The sequence below is a fragment of the Streptomyces sp. NPDC046215 genome, from assembly GCF_040646215.1.
Taxonomy (GTDB): domain Bacteria; phylum Actinomycetota; class Actinomycetes; order Streptomycetales; family Streptomycetaceae; genus Streptomyces; species Streptomyces stramineus.
Map to the genome: position 1 here is coordinate 69,533 of NZ_JBEYZW010000020.1, position 21,117 is coordinate 90,649.

Annotated in this window: 16 protein-coding genes and 1 tRNA gene; 7 read left to right on the forward strand and 10 right to left on the reverse strand. The window is 72.7% G+C overall.

Going from position 1 to position 21,117, the window contains the following annotated elements:
• Positions 1-259: 259 nt before the first annotated feature.
• Complete coding sequence (locus ABZ951_RS11905; RefSeq protein WP_361279737.1) at positions 260-1,078, forward strand: hypothetical protein; 819 nt, start codon at positions 260-262, stop codon at positions 1,076-1,078.
• Positions 1,079-1,109: 31 nt separating this feature from the next.
• Here the strand turns inward: ABZ951_RS11905 and ABZ951_RS11910 are convergent, their stop codons facing one another.
• The gene (locus ABZ951_RS11910; RefSeq protein WP_344097457.1) at positions 1,110-1,448 is read right to left on the reverse strand and encodes a hypothetical protein; all 339 of its coding nucleotides are present in this window, start codon (positions 1,446-1,448) and stop codon (positions 1,110-1,112) included.
• A gap of 98 nt (positions 1,449-1,546) precedes the next feature.
• Here ABZ951_RS11910 and ABZ951_RS11915 point away from each other — a divergent pair, with 98 nt between their 5' ends.
• The gene (locus ABZ951_RS11915) at positions 1,547-1,777 is read left to right on the forward strand and encodes a DUF4287 domain-containing protein (RefSeq protein WP_095581739.1); all 231 of its coding nucleotides are present in this window, start codon (positions 1,547-1,549) and stop codon (positions 1,775-1,777) included.
• 149 nt (positions 1,778-1,926) lie between these two features.
• Here the strand turns inward: ABZ951_RS11915 and ABZ951_RS11920 are convergent, their stop codons facing one another.
• The 4 genes from ABZ951_RS11920 to ABZ951_RS11935 all read right to left on the reverse strand — a co-directional run bounded on the left by ABZ951_RS11920 (position 1,927) and on the right by ABZ951_RS11935 (position 9,346).
• Complete coding sequence (locus ABZ951_RS11920; RefSeq protein WP_344097452.1) at positions 1,927-2,805, reverse strand: Bax inhibitor-1/YccA family protein; 879 nt, start codon at positions 2,803-2,805, stop codon at positions 1,927-1,929.
• Between the two features lie 186 nt (positions 2,806-2,991).
• Positions 2,992-4,218, reverse strand: coding sequence for a crotonyl-CoA carboxylase/reductase (ccrA, locus tag ABZ951_RS11925; RefSeq protein WP_344097449.1), 1,227 nt, complete (start codon positions 4,216-4,218; stop codon positions 2,992-2,994).
• A gap of 79 nt (positions 4,219-4,297) precedes the next feature.
• Positions 4,298-8,344 (reverse strand): acyltransferase domain-containing protein, encoded by a 4,047-nt coding sequence (locus tag ABZ951_RS11930; RefSeq protein WP_361279740.1) that lies wholly within the window; start codon positions 8,342-8,344, stop codon positions 4,298-4,300.
• Between the two features lie 171 nt (positions 8,345-8,515).
• Positions 8,516-9,346 (reverse strand): helix-turn-helix transcriptional regulator, encoded by an 831-nt coding sequence (locus tag ABZ951_RS11935; RefSeq protein WP_344086136.1) that lies wholly within the window; start codon positions 9,344-9,346, stop codon positions 8,516-8,518.
• Between the two features lie 338 nt (positions 9,347-9,684).
• Between ABZ951_RS11935 and ABZ951_RS11940 the strand changes: the two genes are divergently transcribed.
• Together ABZ951_RS11940 and ABZ951_RS11945 are read left to right on the forward strand one after the other, a co-directional pair.
• Positions 9,685-10,296: a TetR family transcriptional regulator gene (locus ABZ951_RS11940; protein ID WP_344086138.1), complete on the forward strand. Its 612-nt coding sequence runs from the start codon at positions 9,685-9,687 to the stop codon at positions 10,294-10,296.
• An 80-nt stretch (positions 10,297-10,376) separates the two neighbouring features.
• On the forward strand, positions 10,377-11,435 hold the full coding sequence (locus ABZ951_RS11945) for a hypothetical protein (RefSeq protein WP_344086140.1): 1,059 nt from the start codon (positions 10,377-10,379) through the stop codon (positions 11,433-11,435).
• A 182-nt stretch (positions 11,436-11,617) separates the two neighbouring features.
• Here the strand turns inward: ABZ951_RS11945 and ABZ951_RS11950 are convergent, their stop codons facing one another.
• From ABZ951_RS11950 to ABZ951_RS11965, 4 genes are read right to left on the reverse strand one after another with little or no spacing between them, the layout of a single operon-like run.
• Positions 11,618-12,418 carry a cyclase family protein gene (locus ABZ951_RS11950; protein ID WP_344086143.1) on the reverse strand — a complete coding sequence of 267 codons (801 nt, stop codon included), beginning with the start codon at positions 12,416-12,418 and terminating at the stop codon, positions 11,618-11,620.
• Between the two features lie 43 nt (positions 12,419-12,461).
• Entirely contained in the window at positions 12,462-14,015 is a 1,554-nt protein-coding gene (locus tag ABZ951_RS11955) for an AMP-binding protein (RefSeq protein WP_344086146.1), read from the reverse strand.
• Positions 14,012-15,256: a thiolase family protein gene (locus ABZ951_RS11960; RefSeq protein ID WP_344086149.1), complete on the reverse strand. Its 1,245-nt coding sequence runs from the start codon at positions 15,254-15,256 to the stop codon at positions 14,012-14,014. Before ABZ951_RS11960 ends, ABZ951_RS11955 begins: the two co-directional genes overlap by 4 nt.
• Positions 15,253-16,278, reverse strand: a complete 1,026-nt coding sequence (locus tag ABZ951_RS11965) for a fumarylacetoacetate hydrolase family protein (RefSeq protein WP_344086151.1) — start codon at positions 16,276-16,278, stop codon at positions 15,253-15,255. Before ABZ951_RS11965 ends, ABZ951_RS11960 begins: the two co-directional genes overlap by 4 nt.
• Before the next feature lie 243 nt (positions 16,279-16,521).
• Here ABZ951_RS11965 and ABZ951_RS11970 point away from each other — a divergent pair, with 243 nt between their 5' ends.
• Positions 16,522-17,127 carry a TetR/AcrR family transcriptional regulator gene (locus ABZ951_RS11970; protein WP_344086154.1) on the forward strand — a complete coding sequence of 202 codons (606 nt, stop codon included), beginning with the start codon at positions 16,522-16,524 and terminating at the stop codon, positions 17,125-17,127.
• A gap of 36 nt (positions 17,128-17,163) precedes the next feature.
• Here the strand turns inward: ABZ951_RS11970 and ABZ951_RS11975 are convergent.
• Positions 17,164-17,245: transfer RNA gene (locus ABZ951_RS11975), tRNA-Leu, on the reverse strand.
• Between the two features lie 501 nt (positions 17,246-17,746).
• Between ABZ951_RS11975 and ABZ951_RS11980 the strand changes: the two genes are divergently transcribed.
• Together ABZ951_RS11980 and ABZ951_RS11985 are read left to right on the forward strand one after the other, a co-directional pair.
• The gene (locus tag ABZ951_RS11980; RefSeq protein ID WP_344086424.1) at positions 17,747-18,538 is read left to right on the forward strand and encodes an ABC transporter ATP-binding protein; all 792 of its coding nucleotides are present in this window, start codon (positions 17,747-17,749) and stop codon (positions 18,536-18,538) included.
• A gap of 34 nt (positions 18,539-18,572) precedes the next feature.
• Positions 18,573-21,092 carry an FtsX-like permease family protein gene (locus ABZ951_RS11985; RefSeq protein ID WP_344086156.1) on the forward strand — a complete coding sequence of 840 codons (2,520 nt, stop codon included), beginning with the start codon at positions 18,573-18,575 and terminating at the stop codon, positions 21,090-21,092.
• Positions 21,093-21,117: the final 25 nt, after the last annotated feature.

Here is a 21,117-nt window from a genome sequence, read left to right on the forward strand (position 1 = left end):
CCGGAGCGCACAGTCTTGCGCCCGCGATCCGCTCTCAAACAGATACACGGTGCCTCTTGCGGGACCGTGACCCAATCGCCTCCAGGATGTGACCAACGTCCTGGAGGCGATTCGTTTCCGCAGGTCAGAGATGTTGAAGGGACAACGTCCAAGCCCTAAGTCCCGTCCATTTCATGACGTTTTGCACTGTGGGCGATGGGCAGGGCGCGTCAAGCTGAGGTAGGAATCTGGGGGATCCATAGCAACCGGGAGTACGTCAGTGAGCGCCATGTCCCTTGCCCTGCTGCTTGCCGCTGCCACCGCGACGGCCGCCGGCGCCGCCGCCCTGTACAGCACGCGCGGCCTGCGGCGGCAGATCGCCGCCCTGCGCGCCGACCTCGTGGCGGCCGCCGCCGCGCCCCGGGCGCACGCCCCCGTGCCCGCCGCCCGGCCCGCCCCGGCCGCGGCGGAGATCGCGGAGATACGGGCGGCCGTCGCCGACGCGCTGGCCGAGGAGCGGGAGCGGGAGCTGGCCGAGGCCCGGGCGTTCTGGGCCGCCCAGGAGGCCCGTGACCTGGCCGCCGACGCCCCGTCGCTGCTGGGTGGCCTGCCGGGCCCGGGGGACGACCTGACGGGCCCCGAGGGCCCTTACAGCGGCCTCTACCTGCCGCGCCAGGCGGACCTCGTCGGCCTGGAGCCCCTCTCGGAAGCCGCCGCCGAGGCCGAGGAGTCCCCGGAGCTGGCCGCGGCACGCCGCCGCCACCCCTCCCACCCCGACTTCACCCCGGCGCCGCTCGTGGGCGACCACGAGAGCACCGTCGAGCGGCTCGCCGAGCTGACGGACACCCGGATCCCGCTCATCGACGTGCGCCCCGGCCCGCTCGGCACCCTGGACGTGTACGTCTTCGCCGACGGCACCACCCTGTGCATGACCCCCGGCCACCGGGAGACCGCCGAGCGCCTGGCGGACGCGCTGCGCGCCGGTGACGAGCCCGTCCTGCTGGGCGGCTCCGGGGTGGCCGGCGCCTACTCCCTGACGTTCGGCTGCGCGGCGGAGAAGATCTACGTCCTCGCCGACCGCGTCATCGCCTCGCTGTAGCCGCGTAGCCGCGCCCGCGCGGTCGGGCCCTTCAGAGCCCGCACCGCCGGGCCGCGGCCTCGATGAGCGCGACGGCCCCGGCCGCCCCGACCCCCTCGGGCAGCGGCTTTCCGCCGACCGCCGCGAGGGCTTCGGCCAAATCGTGACCGGCCACGGCCACTTGGTCGGCGGCGGCGAACATCCCCGCCTCGGGCATTTCCCGCTCCCCGGCGGCCTCCGGTTCCTCGATCCGCCGGGTCCACGCGGCCAACTCACGGGCCAGGGTCAGCGCTTCCGCCGCGGCCCCCCTGCTCAGACGGGACTGCGGCAGCGTACGCAGCCGGTCGGCGAAGGCGTCCACGGCGGCCAGAAGAGGCGTCACATCATCCACGGTGCGAGCCTATGCGCCGCCGACGGACTGTTGCCAATGGATGAACACTCAGGCACGGTGACAGGAAGGACCATCATCCGACGCGTCCGGAGGCGCCGATGTCCCACGTCTTCTCCGACGAGACCCACCGGAATTTGCTCTCCCGCATCCCCCATTGCACCGGCCGCGAAGTCGCCGACTGGCTGCGCACGGTCGAGGAAGGCCCCTCTCTCTTCCGCTTCGAGGAGAAGGTCAGCTGGCTGCGCGGAGAGCACGATCTCGCCTATGGCCACGCCAAGGCGATCGTCCACGAGTACGACCTCCGGCGGGCCGCGCGAAAGCTCCGGTAGCGGGCGCGCCGCACACCCGCTCACCTAACGAAACCAGGCGCACAACGGGGCGGACAACGGGGCAGACAACGGCGAAGGGCCCGGGAAGACGTCTTCCCGGGCCCTTCGTCAGGAGTTACTGATCAGCGGTCGCCGACCGGCGCCGACCGCTAGTCGTTGCCGTTCAGCAGGGAGACCAGGCGGAGCATCTCCAGGTAGATCCACACCAGCGACAGCGTCAGACCGAAGGCCGCCATCCAGGCGATCTCCCGGGGGGCGCCGTAGTGGACGCCGTCCTCGATCTGCTTGAAGTCCATCGCGAGGAACGCCGCGCCGAGCAGCACGCCGATGACGCCGACGCCGATGCCCAGCCAGCCGCTGCGCAGGCCGAGGCCGTCGCCGCCGCCGGCGAGGGCGGCCACCATGTTGACCACCATCAGCAGCAGGAAGCCGATGGCGGCGGCCATCACGAAGCGGTAGAAGCGCCGGTCGACCCGGATCAGCCGGGTCTTGTAGGCGATGAGCACACCGGCCGAGACGGCCATCGTGCCCAGCACCGCCTGCATCGGGGCGCCGTCCGCGTAGTGGTTGTACGCCTTGCTGATCACGCCGAGGAAGAGGCCCTCGAACGCGGCGTACGCCAGGATCAGCGCGGGGACCGGCTTGGCCTTGAACGACTGGACCAGGCCGAGCACCATCGCGATGAGCGCTGCGCCGAAGCCGAGCCCGACCGGAAGGTCGGCGACCCAGGCCAGGACGGCCGTGACCACGACCGTGCCGAGCGTCATGCCGGTACGGGCGACGACGTCGTCCATCGTCATGACGCCCGGGCGGGCGGGGGCCTGCGGGGGCGCGCCCTGCTGCAGGTCCGGGCCGCCCTGGGCGTAGGGGTTCGCGGCGTAGGGGTTGGTGGGCTGGGCGTAGGGGTTGCCGGCGGTGCCCGCGTAGGGGTTGCCCTGGGCCGCGGTCCCGGCCTGCGGCGTCGCGTTGAACCCCGCGTAGCCGTTGTCGCGGAACCGTCGCGAGAAGACCGGGTTGCTGCTCCTCATCTCACTCCTCCATGGCCACCCTGCGCGGCCTTAGCGCTCAAGGGTAATAGGTAGGCAAAGGAATAGCCCTCGTGCTTGGGGACGATCTTTTCCCCGCTGTCCCTCATGCCCTCTCCATCCCTCCCAACGCTATCCCGCCACGGTGGGTTCCGTGGCGGGGAGCACAGCCGGGCGTGGGAGCCCCGCTCAGCCGCGGGGTGCGTTGACGCGGACCGCCATGTTGCCCGAGGGGTGCTTGTTCTCGTGCATGAGCTGGTGGGCCCGGCCGGTGTCCTCGAATTCGCCGACCCAGGACAGGCAGGGGTCGAGCTTCTTGCTCGCGGCCAGTTCGATCACCTGGCGGCACTGCTTGATGTTCGCGAAGTGCGACCCCTGGAGACGCTTCTGCCGCATCCACAGGAAGCGCAGGTCCACGTCGCCGTTGTAGCCGGTGGTGCCGCCGCAGATGACGACCATGCCCGCGGTGTCGCACAGGTACATGGACGTGGGGATGGTGGCCTGGCCGCTGTGCTCCAGGACGATCTTCGGCGCCCGGCGCTCGCCGAGGATGCTCCAGAATTTGCTGCCGAAGGCGCGGACGCCCTTCATCCACTTCGCCATGGCCTCGGTGTCCGAGGTGTCGGGCAGCCGGCCCCAGTGGTCGAAGTCGTTGCGGTTGATGTAGCCCTCGGCGCCGAGCTCCAGGCAGAACTTGCCGCGCTCGTCGTCGGAGACCACGGCGATCGGGATGCCGCCGCGGATGCGGGTGATCTGGATGGCCATCGAGCCGAGGCCGCCGGCCCCGCCCCAGATGAGCACCGGGTCCCCGGGCTCCACCGTGTTCGGGGCCCAGCCGCACAGCTGCCGGTACGCGGTGGCGCCCGTCAGCAGGAAGCAGGCGGCCTCCTCCCAGGACAGGTTGGCGGGCTTGGGGTGGCACTGGTAGTCGGCGACCAGCGCGTACTGGGCGAAGGAGCCGTAGTTCGTCTCGTAGCCCCAGGCGTTCGTGGTGACCGACGTCATGGGGTCGGCGCCCATGCGGATGTCGGGGGCGGTCTCGTCCCAGGTGCAGCCGGAGAGCATCACCTCGTCACCCACCTTCACGGAGGTGACGCCCTCGCCGACGGCCCAGACGATGCCCGAGCCCTCGGAGCCGCCGATGTGGAAGTCCTCGGGCTCCCCGCGCTTCTGCCGGCCGGCTATGACGTCGTAGGGATAGCCGAGCGACGCCCAGACGTTGTTGTAGTTGATCCCGGCGGCCATCACGTAGACCAGGACCTGGCCGCGGCCGGCCCGCGGCACGTCGACGACCTCCATGGCGAAGCCCTGCTCCGGCGGGCCGTAGCGCTCCGGACGGATGACCGCGGCGTGCATCCGCTCGGGCACCTCGCCCAGCGGGGGCATCTCACCGATGTCATACAGGTTCTTGGTCAACTCTTCTCCTCCACCTTGCGGAATCGCGATCACTGCTGTGTCGAGCCGTACTGCTTGGTCTGGGGCGGCCGGGCGGGCGTCAGGCGGTGGCCTGCGCCTCGATCTCCTTGGCCAGGGCCACGGTGGTGACGCCGCGCGCCAGCTTGGCGACGGACAGGGAGACGCCCAGCTCCTTCTCCAGCCGCTTGCGGAGCTCGGTCGCCATGAGCGAGTCCATGCCGAGCCGGTTGAAGGGCTTGTTCACGTCGAGCTTGGCCACGCGCATCTTCAGGACCGCCGCGACGTGCTCCGCCACGCGCTCGGTCATGGGGCGGTCGTCCGGGGCCGCGGGCGCGGCCGGTGCGGCGGGTGCGGGTTCGGCCGCCGCCGGGGCGGGCGCGGCCACCGCCACCGGGACCTGCGCCGGAGCGGGGGCGGGCGCCGGGGCCTGCGCCGGGGCGGCCTGGGCGGGGGCGGGGGCCGCCGCGGGGTCCCGGGAGATGCGCAGGGAGCCGCGCAGCTCGATGGAGAAGCCGGTGGCCGGGTCGGTCAGCCGCAGCTCGCCCGTCAGCTCGATGCCCGTGTCCGCGCTCTGCCGCGCCGCGGGCGCCGCGTGGGCCGCGGGCTCGGCCGCCATGGTCGTGTTCACGTTGTCTTCCCCGGTCCCCTCGGCCTGTCCGGCCTGTTCGGTCTGTGCTCCGCCCGGACCCCGCTGGTCACGGATCGGCATTCCCTCGGCCTCGGCGATGACCCGCTGCTCCCCGTCGAGGAGGGCGATGTCCAGGACCGGGCGGCCGTCGGCGTCCCGCCTGACGCGGCAGGTGCTCCACAGGGCGTCCGTCGCCGTCCCGGTCACCGCGAACCGCTCCAGGCGCGGGGTGAGGCCCGACGCGTCGGGCAGCAGCGCCAGGGCCGGCTGGTAGGCCGACCGCACGAGCTCGGGGTGGACCGGGTGGCCGGGGCGGGCCTCCAGCGAGACGGGGCGGCGCAGCCGGGCCACGGCCTCGCCCTGCCCGAACCACACCTCGTCCAGGACCCGGCGGAGCCGGTCGGCCTGGGGGGCGCGGCGGTAGAAGGTGTCGGCGTCCCAGCGTTCGGGGCAGCGGCCCAGGAGCGCGTCGAGCGGCTCCGGCGCGGTGGCCGGTGTCCCGTCGGTGACGGTGACGGTGCCGCGGCTGCGCGGCGTCCAGTCGCCCTCGCCGGCGGCGGGCCGGCTCGTGACCTCGAAGGCCCAGCTCTCCCCGGGCTCGACGGGGGTGAGGGTGACCCGCAGCAGCGGGGCCTCTCCCGGGCGGACCAGGACGGCGTCCTCGATGTCGACGCCGGTCAGGAGCACGGCGTCGGTGCCGGCGGTCCGGACGGCCGCCGCGCGGGCGGCCTCCAGGAACTCGGGCCCGTGCACGACGGCCGGCCCCTCGGCCGGGATGTCGGCCAGCAGCGGCGACCCCGGGACGAGGGGGAAGTCGTGGATCCGCGGCAGTTCGTCGAGGTCCTCCACCCAGTAGCTCTCCCGCTGCCAGGGGTAGGCGGGCAGCGGCACGTTGCGGCCGGCCCCGTAGAGGCGGTCCCAGTCGACGGGCGCGCCGGTCTGGTAGACCTTGCCGAGGTGGGCCAGGAGGGTCTCCCGCTCCGGCTCGTCGCGGACGAGGGAGCCGACGGCGGTGCCGGGCAGCCCGGCGTCCGCCAGGGAGTCCTGCACGGCGCTGGAGAGGACGGGGTGCGGGCTCATCTCGACGAAGACCGTGGGGGCCTCGGCGGCGGTGCTGAGGACGGCCTCGTGGAAGTGCACGCGGCCGCGGAGGTTGCGGGTCCAGTAGGCGGCGTCGAGGCCGGTGCCGTCCAGGAGTTCGCCGGTGACGGTGGAGCGCACGGGGGTCCGGCCGGCGCGCGGCTCCAGGCCCTTCAGCTCCTCGGCCAGTTCGGCCAGGACGGGGTCCATCTGGGAGCAGTGGGAGGCCGCCTCGGCCTTCATGACGCGGCAGAAGACGTCGCGGGCGTCCAGCTCGGCCTTGATCTTCTCGATGCCCTCGACCTCGCCCGCGAGGACGGTGGTGCGGGGCCCGTTGCTGGCCGCGACGGAGACCTCGACCGCGAGCTCCCCGATGAGCTTCTCGGCCTCGGCGGCGGTCAGCGCGGCCACCGACATGGTGCCCTTGCCCGCGACCCGGTCGCGGATGAGGCGGCTGCGGCGGCAGACGACCCTCGCGGCGTCGGCGAGGCTGAGCGCGCCCGAGACGGCGGCCGCGGCGGACTCGCCCATGCTGTGGCCGATGACGACGTCCGGCTCGACGCCCCAGGCCCGCCAGGTCTCGGCGAGCGCCACCTGCACCGCCCACAGGACGGGGTGCACGATGGCCACCGTCTCGTTGACCAGGTCGCTGCCGTCGCTGAGCCGGTCGATGACCGACCAGCCGGTCTCGGCGCGGACGGCCTCGTCGCAGCGGATCAGCGCGGCGCTGAACGCGGGCGAGGCGTCCATGAGTTCGCGGCCCATGCCGATCCACTGGGAGCCGTGGCCGGAGAAGACGAACGCGACCCGGGGGCGGTCCGCGTAGCCGGGCTCCACGCCCTCCGCCAGGGCGTCCCGGAGCCGGGCGGCCAGGGCCTCGTGGCTGTCGCCGACGACGGCGAGCCGGTAGTCGTGGTGGGCGCGGCGGGCGGCGGCGGTGTGGCAGATGTCCGCGAGGTCCGCGTCGTGGGCCGGGCCGCCGGGGGCGAGGTGGTCCGCGAGGTCCCGGGCGCGCTGCCGCAGGGCCTCGGGGGACGCCCCGGAGAGGGTCAGCAGGTGGGCGCTTCCGGTTTCCTCGGAGGCGGTGGCGGGGCGGCGGGTGCCGTTGCCGTCCGCTTCGGCCTCGGTGAGGACGACGTGGACGTTGGTGCCGGAGACGCCGAAGGCGCTGACCCCGGCCGTCAGGGGCCGGTCCTGGGCCGTCAGGGCCCGGGGGGCGCGGGGGATGTCCATGCCCGCGGCGTCCCAGTCGATCACCGTGGTGCGTTCGGTGAGGTGGAGGCTGCTCGGGACGGTGCGGTGCTGGAGGGAGAGCACCACCTTGATCAGCCCGAGGACGCCGGCGGCTGACCCGGTGTGCCCGATGTTGGTCTTCACCGAGCCGACGAGCAGCGGCGGCCCGTCCGGGCGGGCGCCGCCGAGGACGGAGGCGATGGCGCCGAGCTCCACGGGGTCGCCCGCCCGGGTGCCGGTGCCGTGCGCCTCGACGTAGTCCACGTCGGCGGGGGCGATGCCGGCGTGCGCGTAGGCCGTGCGCAACATCTGCTGCTGGCCGCTGAGCGCGGGCGTGATCATGTTAGTGGCGCCGGCGCCGTCGTTGTTCATGCCCCAGCCGCGGATGACGGCCCGGATCGGGTCGCCGTCGGCGAGGGCGCGCGCCAGCGGCTTGAGGAGGACGGCGCCGACGCCCTCGCTGAAGACGAAGCCGTCGGCCGCGGCGTCACCGAAGCGGCAGTTGTCGGAGAACACCGCGGCGTCCACGAACCCGTGGTTCTCGGTGTTGGTCAGCAGCAGCTGCGAGCCGCCGGCGACGGCCAGCTCGGACTCGCCGGCCTGCAGGCTCTGGCAGGCGAGCGCGATGGCCGTCAGGGACGAGGAGCAGGCGGTGTCCACCGAGAGGCCGGGGCCGGTGACGTCCAGGGCGAAGGAGAGCCGTCCGGTGGTGGTGGACCGGGACCCGGCGCCGAGGGAGGCGTGGATGTCGGGGTGGCCGGCGGCCTGCTGGAGCTCCCAGTAGTGCACGTTGGTGGTGCCCACGTAGACGCCGGTGCGGGTCCCCGCCAGCTTCGCGGTGTCCTGGCCTGCGTCCTCCAGAGCCTCCCAGGCGGTCTCCAGGAACAGGCGCGTCTGGGGGTCCATGCCCGCGGCCTCGCGCGGGGAGATGCCGAAGAACTCCGCGTCGAAGCGGTCCACATCGTCGAGGAGGGCCGACCGGATGCCCGCGCCGGGAATGTCGTAGGGCTTGCCGAAGCGGATCGGCGGCACCTCGGTGACCGCGCAGACCTCGTCCATCAGCAAATTCCAGAAACCGGTCGGGCCGTCAGCACCGGGAACACGGCAGCCAATTCCCACGACCGCGATCGGGGCGGGCCGCACAGGGTCGTATTCGCCCATGGTGTCGGTGACTTCCTTACTCACGAGGAGAGATCGCGCGGCAGTCGGCTGCGCGGGGACCGGTTCGACTCTGGGAGATGTGCTGGGGATGTTCAACGGGGCAGTCCGGAAGCTGTCAATCGGTCGCCGGGAAACCGCCGGTAAGACCGGGCGGTCGGCTCACGGTGACACGTTGTTGTCACCGTGTGACAGGGATTACACAGCGCGGACTCCTCCTGGCAACAATCCGATGCCAGAGGCGTGGACGCCCGCCTGAAATCGGGATCGGGCGCCCAGCAGACGCATGATGTCGGCGACCCGGCGGCGGTAGGTGCGCACGGAGATGTCGAGTTCGCGCGCGGCGGCCTCATCGGTATAGCCCTCGCCGAGGAGGCGCAGTATCTCCATTCCGGAGTCGCGGCGCAGGCGGTCGCGCAGTTGCTGGTACCGGGTGAGGGGGACGGCCTTGACCCAGACCGTCGTCATCATGTCGTGCAGCGCCTGGACGACGGCGGGCGCGCGGATGAGGGACGCCTGGACTCCGGTGGCCGACGTGCCCGGGCGCACGAGCGCGACCTGCTGGTCCACGACGACGGCCCCGTGCCGGACCCCCGCGGCCAGCCGGACCTCCACGCCCGGGGCGAGCGTGGCCAGGCCGTTGAGGCCGCAGCCCGCGGCCATCTCCGGGGTGGAGAGGATGCGGATCCGGCCGTCCTGCGGCCAGCGTCCGGCGAGTTGGCGCAGCGCGGAATCCACGGCGCGTAATCCGCCCCGGGTCGTCGGGAGAAGCACGGCGACCGAGCGTTTCGCCTGGCGCACCAGACTGTTCAGTGCGTGGACGGCGGCTTCGACGTCACCGATGTCCGCGAGGGTCGACTCCGCGAGGGCCCGGATATGGGTGTTGTTGACCACGGATTCGATCAGCGGGCGCATCTCGAGGAGAACTCGATCGATATCGCACTCCGGCACGTCACCGCCGGCCCGGGGGTGGGTCAGAATGGCCCGGTCGTCGGCATCGAGTGCGTAAGTGGATTCGGGATTATGCATACGCTCCCCAGTGATTCCACTGCGCCGCGGCGAAATACCGGTCGGCGGACGCAACGACGAGGGAGCGGCAGCCCGGGGCGGTGTGCAAGCCCTGCCGACATTCACGCCTCCCCGCTTTCACCACGCTACTGACAAGTAACGCTACATCGCACAGCGTAACCCGGTCAACGCGCCTTGGATGGCGTACGCATTGACATCCGGCCAACACCTCCGCCGGTGTTCCGGTGACGTGAATCACAGGGCGCCGTGCGGCCGACGCGGCGTCAGCTGCGGGTGCCCAGTGCGGACTTGCCCGATACGCAATTTTGCGCGGCCCGCAACTTCTGTAGCCTGGCTTCATGGGCACCGCACGCCAGGACACCGCCAACCCAGGACTGCGCGAACGCAAGAAGCAGGCCACGCGCACCGCGCTGAGCCGGGCCGCGCTGCGCCTGGCCGCCGAGCGCGGCTGGGAGAGCGTGCGCGTCGAGGACATCGCCGCCGGCGCCGGGGTCTCGGCCCGGACGTTCAACAACTACTTCTCCAGCAAGGAGGAGGCCGTGATGGCCACGGGCGCCGACCGGGCCGAGCGCATCCGCGTGGAGCTGCGCGCGCGGCCCGCCGGGGAGCCGCTGTGGGACGCCCTCACGCACGCGTTCGTCAGCGCCCTGGCGGACGAGAGAGCCGCCCTGGAACCCGCCGCCGTCCTGCGCGCCCGGCTGGCCCTGTCCCACGCTCAGCTGGCGGCCGAACAGCTGCGCTTCGAGGCGAGACTGGCGGCCACGCTGGCGTCCGAGATCGCCCGGCGCACCGGCACCGAGCCCGAGCGCGACCTCTACCCGCGGCTCGCCGCCACCCTCGCCATCACCACGGCCCGGCTGACCTTCGAGCACTGGGTGGCCGGCCCCTGCGACACCCCCGTCCTGGACGCCGTACGGGAGGCGCTCGGGCGGGTCCGGGTCGATCCGTGACGTCCGCCTCCGCGAGCCCGCCGCCCGGGCCCCCACGCCACCCCCACCGACGCCCGTCCGCACAGAGAGAGACAACCGCCGTGTCCCAGACGCCCGCCCGTACCGACTCGCCCCCTGCCGCGAGCTGGCGCAAGGTCCCGACATTAGTCGTCGGCCTCGTCCTGCTGCTCGTCGCCATGCTCACCGCCTTCGCCCTCCCCGCCATCAACTCCGGCCCCCACAAGGTGCCGATCGCCGTCGCCGGTCCCGGGCCGGCCGCCGAGCGGATCGCCGCGCAGCTGGAGAAGGCCGCGCCCGGCGCCTTCGACGTCAGGACGCTGCCGGACGCCGACGCCGCCCGCGCGAAGATCGACGACCGGGACATCTACGGCGCGGTCGTCGCCGGCACCGGCGAGGGGGCCAAGCCCGAGGTCCTGATCGCCACCGTCGCCAGCCCGACGATCGCCGCGTCCCTGCGCAACCTCGCGCGCTCCCTGGACCCCGCGACCGCCAAGTCCGCCGTCGAGGTGCACGACCTGCACCCGCCCACGGCCGACGACCCCAACGGCGTCGGGCTCACGGCCGGCGCCCTGCCGCTGGTCCTGGGCGGCTACCTCGCGGCCATGCTCATCGTGACCCTGCTCCGCGACCCGGCCCAGCGCGCCGTCACCGCCTTCGGCTTCTCCCTCATCGGCGGCTTCGCCCTGGCCGCGCTGCTCCAGTACGCCTTCGGCGTGACCCGCGGCAACTACGGCCTGACCTCCCTGGCCATCGCCTTCAGCACCGCCGCCACCTGCTGGGCGATCATGGGCCTGCGCGCCCTGCTGGGCGGCGCCGGACTCGGCCTGGGCGCGGCGATGATGATCCTCCTGGGCAACCCGCTGTCCGGCCTCGCGGGCGGCCCGGAGTGGCTGCCCGCCGGCTGGGGCACCTTCGGCCAGTACCTCCCGCCGGGCGCGGGCGGCACGCTGCTGCGCTCGGTCGCGTTCTTCGACGGCTCCGGCAGCGTCCACGCCACCGCCGTCCTGGCCTGCTGGCTGGTGGGCGGGCTGGCGCTCTTCGTGTACGGCTCGCGCCGTGACGCGGCGAAGGAGGCGGCCGCGCAGGCCGCTCCGGCCGGGGAGAAGCAGCCTCAGGCCACCACCGTCGCGGCCTCCTGACCGCACGGCGCGCACGGACCCGGGGAAGCGGAGATCCGTGCGCGCCGCCGCGGCCCGCCCGACCCGGGCCGCCGGTCCTTCCTGCCGGTCCTGCTGTTCGGTCCCGGAGGCCGTTCGGTTCCGCAGACCGTTCAGCCCCGGAAGCCGTTCGGTCCCGCAGACCGTTCAGTCCCGGAGGCCGTTCAGTCCCGCAGGAAGGCGACGGCCCGCGCGGGCGCCGCGCTCGTGCCCGTGAGCTTCAGCGGGAAGAACCCGACCATGAAGCCCGCGGGCGGCAGCGCGCCGAGGTTCACCAGCTGCTGGACGATCAGCGCCTCCTTGTCCTGGATCGCGTAGTGCCCGTCCCAGATGTGCCCGGCGTCGCCGCTCTCCTGGAACGCCTTGCGCATCGCGGGGATCGGCCGGTCCCAGCCCACGGCGTCCGTGCCCAGGACCGTGGCGCCCAGGCCGGTGAGGAAGCGGGTGCCCTCCCCCGACATGCCGGGGTAGTTCAGGTACTCCGGCTCGCCCAGGGAGTACCGCTCCTGCCCGGTCCTGATCAGGACCGCGTCGCCCTCCTCGATGTCCCGGCCCGTGGCCTTGATCGCCTCCCGCAGCCCCTCCACGGGGATGGCCTCCCCGGGCCGCGCCCACGGGCGGACGTCCAGGACCATGCCCGGGCGGTAGAGCTCCTCCAGGCCGATGTCGCTCATGGTCCGCGCCGGACGGCCCTCGCAGAGGCTCCCGCTGTGCAGCGGCGCGTCGACGTGCGTCCCGCAGTGGGTGCTGATCTCGCGCAGGACCTCCCCCGCGGGGCCCTCGCGCCGGGGCAGGTCGTCGGGGTCGCAGCCGAAGGACGTGACCATGAAGTCCAGTCCCCAGGCGTCGTGCGTGTGGTAGTCGATCTTCGGGGCGATCACCAGGGCGAGGTCGGGCATGCTCTCGGGCACGAAGTCGAGGTCACGCGGGTCGATGGGGGAAGTGAGGTCGACGATGCGGCTCATCTGGTCTCGTTTTCCCTGAGGTTCTCCGAGTCGCTCGGATCCCTCAGCCTGTGCGATCCGGCGGGGACTGGCCGACCAGCCCCCGTAGTTCGGTCTTCAGCACCTTTCCGTAGGAGTTCTTGGGCAGCGCCGGCACGAAACGGAATTGTCGCGGCCGCTTGTAGCGCGCCATGTGCGCGAGGCAGTGGCGCTCCAGCTCCTCCGCCCGTTTGCCGCGCCCCTCGCGCGCGCCGTCACCGTCCCGGAGAACGACGAACGCGACCGGCAGCTCACCCCACTCGGGGTCGGCCGCGCCGACGACGGCGGCCTCGGCGACCGAGGCGTGGCGCAGCAGCACTTCCTCCACCTCGCGGGGGTAGATGTTGGACCCCCCGGAGATGATCAGGTCCTTGGCCCGGTCGACGAGCGTGAGCAGGCCGTCCGCGTCGAGCCGGCCGAGGTCGCCCGTGTGCAGCCGACCGCCCCGCAGCGCCCGCGCGGTGGCCTCGGGGTCGTTCCAGTAGCCCGCCATCACCGTGGCTCCGCTGACGGTCACCTCGCCCACGGTCCCCGCCGGGACCTCCCGCCCGCTCTCGTCCACGACGCGCACCTCGACACCGGTGCGCGCCCGGCCCACGCTCTCCAGCCGCCGCCCCAGCGCCACCGGGTCCTCGCCCCGGTGGTCCTCCGGCCGCAGGTGCGTGATCGTGCCGGGGGACTCGCCCTGCCCGTACCCCTGCCAGAGGCGCTCGGGACCGAACCGGGCGATGACCTTCTTCAGGTCCTCGGCGTACATCGGCGCGCCGCCGTAGAGGATGCGGTGCACGTGCCCGGCGGCCTCGTCCGGCAGCAGCGCGGGGTCGAGCAGCCGGCGCAGGATCGTCGGCACGGCGAAGAACGACGTGGGGCCGAAGGCCCGCAGCCCCTCGCCGAGCGTCACGGCGTCCACGACGCCGTCCCGGGGGAAGACCTGGGCCCGCGAGCGGGCCACGAAGGCCAGCCCGAACAGCCCGCCGGCGTGCGACAGGGGTGCGATGTGGAGCAGGGAGGCGTCCACGCCGGAGCCGAGGTCGGCGAGGGCGCTGTCCGTGGCCGCCCGCAGATTGCCGTGGGTGAGGGTGGCGCCCTTGGGGCGGCCGGTCGTGCCGCTCGTGTAGAACAGCCACGCCGGGTCGCCGGGCGCGGCCGGTGCGGGAGGCCGGATTCCGGCGCGCCCGGCCGTCTCCACCAGTTCGGCCGCGCCGGTCAGCGCGGTGGCGCCCAGGCCCTGTGCCGCCAGGGGCCCGGTGAGGTCGTCGGTGGCCACGCAGACCCGGGCCGCGCAGTCCTCAATAAGGGCCGCGAACTCCTCGGGGTGGAGGCGGGCGTTCATCGGGGTCACGACGAGACCGGCCCACCACGCACCGAAGAGGATCTCCCAGTAGTGCGGCGTGTTGCGCATGGCCAGGGCGATCCGGTCGCCGGGGCGCGCACCGTGCCGGTGGACCAGCGCGTCGCCGACGGCCCGGGCGCGCTCGGCCAGTTCGCGGTAGTCGCGCAGCACGCTGTCGCCCTCGCACACGGCCGGGGCGCCGGGGCTCCGGGCGGCCGCTTCGTACAGCAGGGTCGCGATGTTCACGGCCGCCTCCCCGCGGTGCCGGGCGCCTCCAGGACGACGACCGCGGCGGCCGCCTCCTCGTATCCCAGGAACCCGCCGCCGTTCTCGGCCAGCGCGACGCGGGCGCCGGGCACCTGCCGGGCCCCGGCCTCGCCGCGCAACTGGCCGACCAGCTCGTGCACCTGGCCGATGCCGGTGGCCCCGACGGGGTGGCCGTTGCACTCCAGGCCGCCGGAGGTGTTCACCGGGAGCCGCCCGCCCAGGGCCGTCTCCCCGCGCTCGGCCGCCGCCGCGCCGTCCCCGGCGGGGACGAGCCCGAGGGCTTCGAGCTGGAGCACCTCGCCGATCGCGGTCGCGTCGTGGACCTCAGCGAGGGAGATGTCCGCGGGGCCCAGCCCGGCGCGCTCGTAGGCGGTGGCCGAGGCGCGGCGGGTGATCTGCCGCGCGTCGTCGTCGAGGGTGCGGCCGGAGCCGGAGGCGACGACGCTCGCGCGGATCCGCACGGCCCGGCGGGCGCCGAGCCGGCGGGCCGCGGCCGGGGAGCAGACGAGGGCGGCGGCCGCGCCGTCGCCGATGGGCGCGCACATGGGCAGGGTCAGCGGTGGCACGATCTCCCGCGCGGCGAGCACCTCGTCGAGGGTGAGCGGGGTGCGGTGGGTCGCGAGGGGGTTGAGGGAGCCGTGCCGGCGGTTCTTGACGGTGACCGCGGCGAGCCGGCGGGCCGTGCAGGAGGGGTGGCGCCGCATGTAGTGCGCGGCGAGCGCGGCGTAGACGTCCATGAACACCGAGCGGCGCCCCTCGGCGGGCACCGCGGCGCCCGCCGCGTCCCGCAGCGCCTTGAGCTCGCTCTCCCAGCGGGCGACGTCCATGCCGCCGTGGAACGCCTCGCGGGTGCGCGCCGCGTCGGCGCCGTGCATCTTCTCGGCGCCCAGGGCGAGGGCGAGGTCCGTCTCCCCGGCCCGGACGGCGGTGGCCGCGAGGTGGAGGGCGGTGGCCCCGCTCGCGCAGGCGTTCTCGACGTTGAAGACGGGGACGCCCGTGATGCCGCCCGCCCGCAGCGCGATCTGTCCGCGGATCAGGTGCTGTCCTTCCAGGGCCCCTTGGGTGGCGTTGGCGAAGAACACCGCGCCGATGTCGCGGGGTGCCACGCCGGCGTCGGCGAGGCACAGGCCGAGCGCCTCGCCGGCGAGCGCGCCGACGCTCCGGTCGGGGAACCTGCCGTACGCGGTGCGGCCCACGCCGAGCACGTAGGCATCGCTCATGAGCTGCCCCGGGCGGGCACCCGCACCCGGTTGCGGAGAATGCCGATCCGCTCGACCTCCAGCTCGACGACGTCGCCGTCCGCCAGGCTCTTCGCGAGGTCGAACCCCGTACCGGAGGGGACAGTTCCGGAGCCGATGACGTCCCCGGCGTACACCGCGCGGTCCCGGCTGAGCTGCACGACGGCGTCCTCGAAGCTGTGCTGCATGCCGTCGGTGCGGCCGCGCGACCACTCCTCGCCGTTGACCCGGGCGGTCATCGTCAGGGAGTAGGGGTCGGTGAGCTCGTCCCGGGTGACGATGCACGGCCCGAGCGTGTTCGAACCTTCGAAGTCCTTGCCCTCGCACGGTCCCACGCCCGCCCGCATCAGGACGGCCTGGAGGTCGCGCGCGCTCCAGTCGTTGAAGACCGTGTAGCCGAAGATGTGCTCACGCGCCGCGTCCGGCTCGACGCCCCGCGCCGTGCGCCCCACCACGGCGGCGAACTCCAGCTCGAAGTCGAGCTCGCCGGACCCGGTGGGCGCCGTGATCTCGTCCTCGGGCCCGCTCACGGACAGGTGGTCGGCCGTGTAGTACATAACCCGTTCGAGGAAGAGCGGGTTGAGGTCGAACCTGCCGCTGGCCATGAGCTTCTCGAACTCGGCGGCGGGGTCGTCGGCCCCGGCCGCCGTGCGCCGGGCCAGCTCGCGCAGCCCGGCCTTGAGGTGGGCGATGAACAGCCCGCAGTCCCGGAGCCGGGCGGGGCGCGGCAGGGGCGCGCGCAGCCGGACATCGGCGCGCTCCAGCAGGGCCGCGCCGGGGCGCGTCTCGCACAGCCGCCGTGCGCGGTCGAGGCCGCGGTCCCCCGCGTCGATCAGGGCCTGCATGGATCCGAGCGCCGCTTCACCGGGGGCGGCGGCGGTGAGGTCGAGGACGACCGCGTCGTCGTCGAGCAGCGCCCCGAGGCGCTCCCGGCCCTCCCTGCCTTCCCGGTCCTCACGGTGCGGCCGGCCCTTGGGCCGGTGTTCGAACGTGATCAGGCGCATGGCATCTCCCATCGTGCTGTCGACGGCTGGGACGTGCTGAAGACGGGCGGGGCGTGCTGAAGACGGGCGGAGCAAGGAGCGCCCGCGAGCCCGGACACCCGGCTCCCGGGCTCCGCCGACACTCACTGGACGATGGTCCAATCGTTGAACGCCCCTCATAGGCAGGTCAAGAGGTGTGCACATGATCAGGTTTTCGGGTGCGACCCCGGTGCGATCAGGCACCCCTGTGGAAGAATCGCCCGCATGGTCGCTCGTCGTCGCGAGGAGTCCGCCCGGGAGAGCCGCCGCCTGCTGCTGGAGGCCGCGACGGGGCTGGTGGCCGAGGCGGGCCCCCGGGCCGCTTCGGTGCAGGCCGTGGCCGACCGGGCCGGCATCAGCCGCGGTTCGGTGGCCTGGCACTTCGGCTCGAAGGACGGGCTGATCGTCGAAGTGATCGAGCACGCCTTCCACCGGGCCTGCGAGGAGTACCGGCTGCGGCTGCCCGAGACGGGCCCGCTCACCTTCGACCTGCTCATCGACACCCACCTCGCGGTGATCGACGCCCCCTGCGGCCGGGTGTTCGTGACGGTGCTGCCGGAGGTGATGCGCGGCGAGGGCCCGCTGCGCGACGCGTACGTGAGCGGCTACGAGCGCACCCGGGGGCTGTGGGTGGGCTATCTGGAGCGGCTCGTGGCGCAGCACCCCGCCCTGCCGGACGCGAAGGACCTGGCGACGGTCGTCTTCGGCAGCGGCGTCGGGATGAACACCCTGCACAGCCTCGACGGGCTGGTGGACCGGAAGGGCGCCTTCACGGCGCTCAAGCGGCTGTTCGAACTGGCCGGTGACACCGCGGAACACCGGCCGTCCTGAAACGTGCGCTCATCCACGGGCACGACGAGCGGGACGTGCCCGGAGCCGGACTTGAACCGGCACGGCCCGAGGGCCAGCGAGGTTTAAGCTCGCCGTGTCTGCATTCCACCATCCGGGCAGGGCTCTCGGGGCGTACGGGCATGAAAGGCGCGCGCCTTCCATACAGGGAGAGCAGGACGAGCCTAGCCGGGGAGCGCCCCCCAATCAGCGGAACGTCGACCCGAGGTTGTCTTATTTTATGGGCAACTGAGGGCGCATCAGGGTAGTGATGTAGCCAAAGGCACATGCCACGGGCCGATACCCCCTCCTCACCACCCCGCCCCGCCCGCGACAGGGAATTGTCGCAATCTCGATGTCGCCTTTCCGGTCCCCCGGCCGGTTTTCTTTCCGGCCGGCAAGCCGGTTTCTTTTCCGGTCGGGTGGCCGGTTTTTTCTCCGGCCGGGTGGCCGGTTTCCTCGGGGTTCACCGTCATACCCAAGGAGGAGAAGATCCCGCCCGGATACCTCCCGAGTCTGCCCCGGGAACGGGAGCAGGGGCTGACCTCACGGCCCTTCCGGCGGCGGACGATGGGTACAGCCCCGAAACCGCGTCCGACAGGAGTGCTCCACCGTGTCCGTCATCCCTGGTACCCCCGGCTCCCTCTTCGGAGCCCAGACCGCCGCCCGCCCCACCGCGGTGGCGGCCCGCGCGACGGACCTCACCAAGGTCTACGGCCAGGGCGAGACGCAGGTGGTCGCCCTGGACGCCGTCTCGGTGGAGTTCCGGCAGGCCGAGTTCACCGCGATCATGGGCCCGTCCGGCTCCGGCAAGTCGACCCTCATGCACTGCATGGCCGGTCTCGACTCCGTCTCCGGCGGCTCGGCCCGCATCGGCGACGTCGAGCTGACCGGCCTGAACGACAAGAAGCTCACCCGGCTGCGCCGCGACAAGATCGGCTTCATCTTCCAGGCGTTCAACCTGCTGCCGACCCTGACCGCGCTGGAGAACATCACGCTCCCCATGGACATCGCCGGCCGCAAGCCCGACAAGCAGTGGCTGGACATGGTCGTCGACACCGTCGGCCTCTCCGGGCGCCTGAAGCACCGGCCCAACCAGCTCTCCGGCGGCCAGCAGCAGCGCGTCGCCGTGGCCCGCGCCCTGGCCGGCAAGCCCGAGATCATGTTCGCCGACGAGCCCACCGGAAACCTCGACTCCCGCTCCGGCGCCGAGGTCCTGGGCTTCCTGCGCAACTCCGTCCGCGAGCTCGGCCAGACCGTCGTCATGGTCACCCACGACCCCGTCGCCGCCTCCTACGCGGACCGCGTCGTCTTCCTCGCGGACGGCCGGATCGTCGACGAGCTCCGGCAGCCCACCGCCGACGCCGTCCTCGACCGGATGAAGCGCTTCGACGCCAAGGGCCGCACGAGCTGATCCCCGCCGGACTCGAACTTCAGGACTGACCTCAATGTTCCGCACCGCCCTGCGCAATGTGCTCGCGCACAAGGCCAGGCTGCTGATGACCGTGCTCGCCGTCATGCTCGGCGTCGCCTTCGTCTCCGGCACCCTGGTCTTCACCTCGACCATCTCCGACGCCTACCAGAAGAGCTCCGAGAAGGGTTACGACCGCGTCGACGTCGCCATCCAGCCCGATCGCAAGGACAGCGACAGCGGCAACCCCGGCGAGGCCCCCAAGCTCCCCCAGAGCCTGCTCGACCAGGCGGCCAAGGCCCCCGGCGCAGCCTCCGCGACCGGCTCCGTCAGCGGCTTCGCCGCCATCGCCGGCAAGAACGGCAAGCTCATAGGCGAAGGCTTCTCCTCCTCCGGCGCCAACTACTACCCCGGCACCGGCGGCAAGGACGCCCGCTACCCGATGAAGTCCGGCCGCGCGCCCCAGGGCGCCGGTGAGATCGCCCTCGACGCCAAGACCGCCGACCGCGCGGGCTACAAGGTCGGCGACACCGTCCGGATCTCCGTCGACGGCCCCGTCCTCAAGCAGCGGATCAGCGGCATTTTCACCACCGACGACGGCGGTGTCGCCGCCGGTGGCAGCCTCGCCCTCTTCGACACCCCCACCGCGCAGCGGCTCTACGCCAAGCCCGGTGAGTTCAGCCAGATCGACGTGAAGGCCGCGCCCGGCACCTCCCAGACCGCGCTGAAGGCCGCGATCGACAAGATCCTGCCCAAGGACGCCGAGGCCACCACCGGCAAGAAGCTCGCCGACGACGAAGCCAAGATCATCGCTCAGGGCATGGACGGCATGAAGACCAGCCTCCTGGTCTTCGCCGGCATCTCCCTCTTCGTCGGCATCTTCATCATCGCCAACACCTTCACCATGCTGGTGGCCCAGCGCACCAAGGAGCTGGCACTGATGCGCGCGGTCGGCGCCAGCCGCCGTCAGGTCACCCGCTCGGTGCTCATCGAAGCGTTCGTCGTGGGCTCCGTCGCCGGCGTCGTCGGTCTGCTCGCCGGCATCGGCATCGGCGCCGGACTGCGCGCCGTGATGAACAGCGCGGGCGCGACTGTCCCCGACGGCCCGCTCGTCATCTCCCCGACCACGATCCTCACCTCGCTGGGCGTCGGCATCGTCGTGACCATGCTCGCCGCCTGGCTGCCCGGCCGCCGCGCCGCGAAGATCCCGCCGGTCGCCGCGATGAACAGCGTCCACGCCGTGGCCACCACCCGCTCCCTGGTCGTGCGCAACTCCATCGGCGGCGTCCTGGCCGCCGCCGGCACCGTCCTCGCCGTCACCGGCGGGAGCGAGTCGATGCTGGGCCTGGGCGCGGGCCTGCTGGTGATCGGGGTCTTCGTGCTGACCCCGCTGCTCTCGCGCCCGCTGATCGCCGCCACCGCGCCCGTGCTGCGCCTGTTCGGGATGCCCGGCACACTCGCCCGGCAGAACGCGGTCCGCAACCCGCGCCGCACCGCCGCGACCGCCTCCGCGCTGATGATCGGCCTCACCCTGATCACCGGTCTGACGGTCATCGCGGGCAGCGTGCAGAAGGCCGTCGACAAGATGGCCACCGACGCCATGAAGGCCGACTACGTGGTCTCCATGGCGAGCATGACCCCGCTCTCCCCCGAGGTGGGCAAGAAGCTCTCCTCGCTGGACCAGGTCACGGCGGCCAGCCCGTTCCGCGCCTCGGGGTCCCGCATCGACGGCGACTACCAGTCCCTGACGGGCGTCAACGGCAAGACCATCGGCAAGCTGACGAAGCTGGACTTCACGGCCGGCTCGTTCGCCGGGCTGGCCGGCGACAAGGTTGTCGTCGACGACAAGACCGCCAAGAGCCATGGCTGGAAGCTCGGCTCGGCCTTCCCCGTGACCTTCGAGGACGGCAAGCAGGGCCGGCTGACCGTTTCGGGCCTCTACAAGGGCAACGAGATGATCAAGGGCATCATGGTCGACGCCGCGACCCTGGAACCCCATCAGAGCGACGTCGCCGACATGCAGGTGATGGTCAAGACCAAGGACGGGGTGAGCACCGCCACCGAGGAGTCGCTGCGCAAGGCCCTGGGTGACAACCCCGCCATCCAGATCCAGGACAAGAAGGACATCTCCGAGTCCATCGCCAAGTTCATCGACCTGATGCTGAACATGCTCTACGGGCTGCTGGCCATGGCCGTGATCGTCGCGGTGCTCGGCGTCGTCAACACCCTCGCGATGTCCGTCTTCGAGCGTCAGCAGGAGATCGGGATGCTGCGGGCCATCGGCCTGGACCGCAAGGGCATCAAGCGGATGGTACGGCTGGAGTCGCTGGTCATCTCGCTCTTCGGCGGGGTGCTCGGCATCGGCCTCGGCGTGTTCTTCGGCTGGGCGGCCGGTGAGCAGATCGCCGCGAGCATGGCCACCTACGAGCTGGTGCTCCCCTGGGGCCGGATGGGCGTCTTCCTGCTGCTGGCCGCCCTGGTCGGCGTGCTGGCCGCGCTGTGGCCCGCCCGCCGGGCCGCGAAGCTCAACATGCTCTCGGCCATCAAGGCCGAGTAGCGCCTCCCCGCTCGGAAACGAAGGG

Bases quoted from the DNA above. Each gene is read 5' to 3' on its own strand.
- ABZ951_RS11915 (WP_095581739.1), top strand. From the start codon at position 1,547: ATGTCCCACGTCTTCTCCGACGAGACCCACCGGAATTTGCTCTCCCGC.
- ABZ951_RS11920 (WP_344097452.1), bottom strand. From the start codon at position 2,805: ATGAGGAGCAGCAACCCGGTCTTCTCGCGACGGTTCCGCGACAACGGC.
- ABZ951_RS11935 (WP_344086136.1), bottom strand. From the start codon at position 9,346: ATGCATAATCCCGAATCCACTTACGCACTCGATGCCGACGACCGGGCC.
- ABZ951_RS11940 (WP_344086138.1), top strand. From the start codon at position 9,685: ATGGGCACCGCACGCCAGGACACCGCCAACCCAGGACTGCGCGAACGC.
- ABZ951_RS11950 (WP_344086143.1), bottom strand. From the start codon at position 12,418: ATGAGCCGCATCGTCGACCTCACTTCCCCCATCGACCCGCGTGACCTC.
- ABZ951_RS11960 (WP_344086149.1), bottom strand. From the start codon at position 15,256: ATGAGCGATGCCTACGTGCTCGGCGTGGGCCGCACCGCGTACGGCAGG.
- ABZ951_RS11965 (WP_344086151.1), bottom strand. From the start codon at position 16,278: ATGCGCCTGATCACGTTCGAACACCGGCCCAAGGGCCGGCCGCACCGT.
- ABZ951_RS11970 (WP_344086154.1), top strand. From the start codon at position 16,522: ATGGTCGCTCGTCGTCGCGAGGAGTCCGCCCGGGAGAGCCGCCGCCTG.
- ABZ951_RS11985 (WP_344086156.1), top strand. From the start codon at position 18,573: ATGTTCCGCACCGCCCTGCGCAATGTGCTCGCGCACAAGGCCAGGCTG.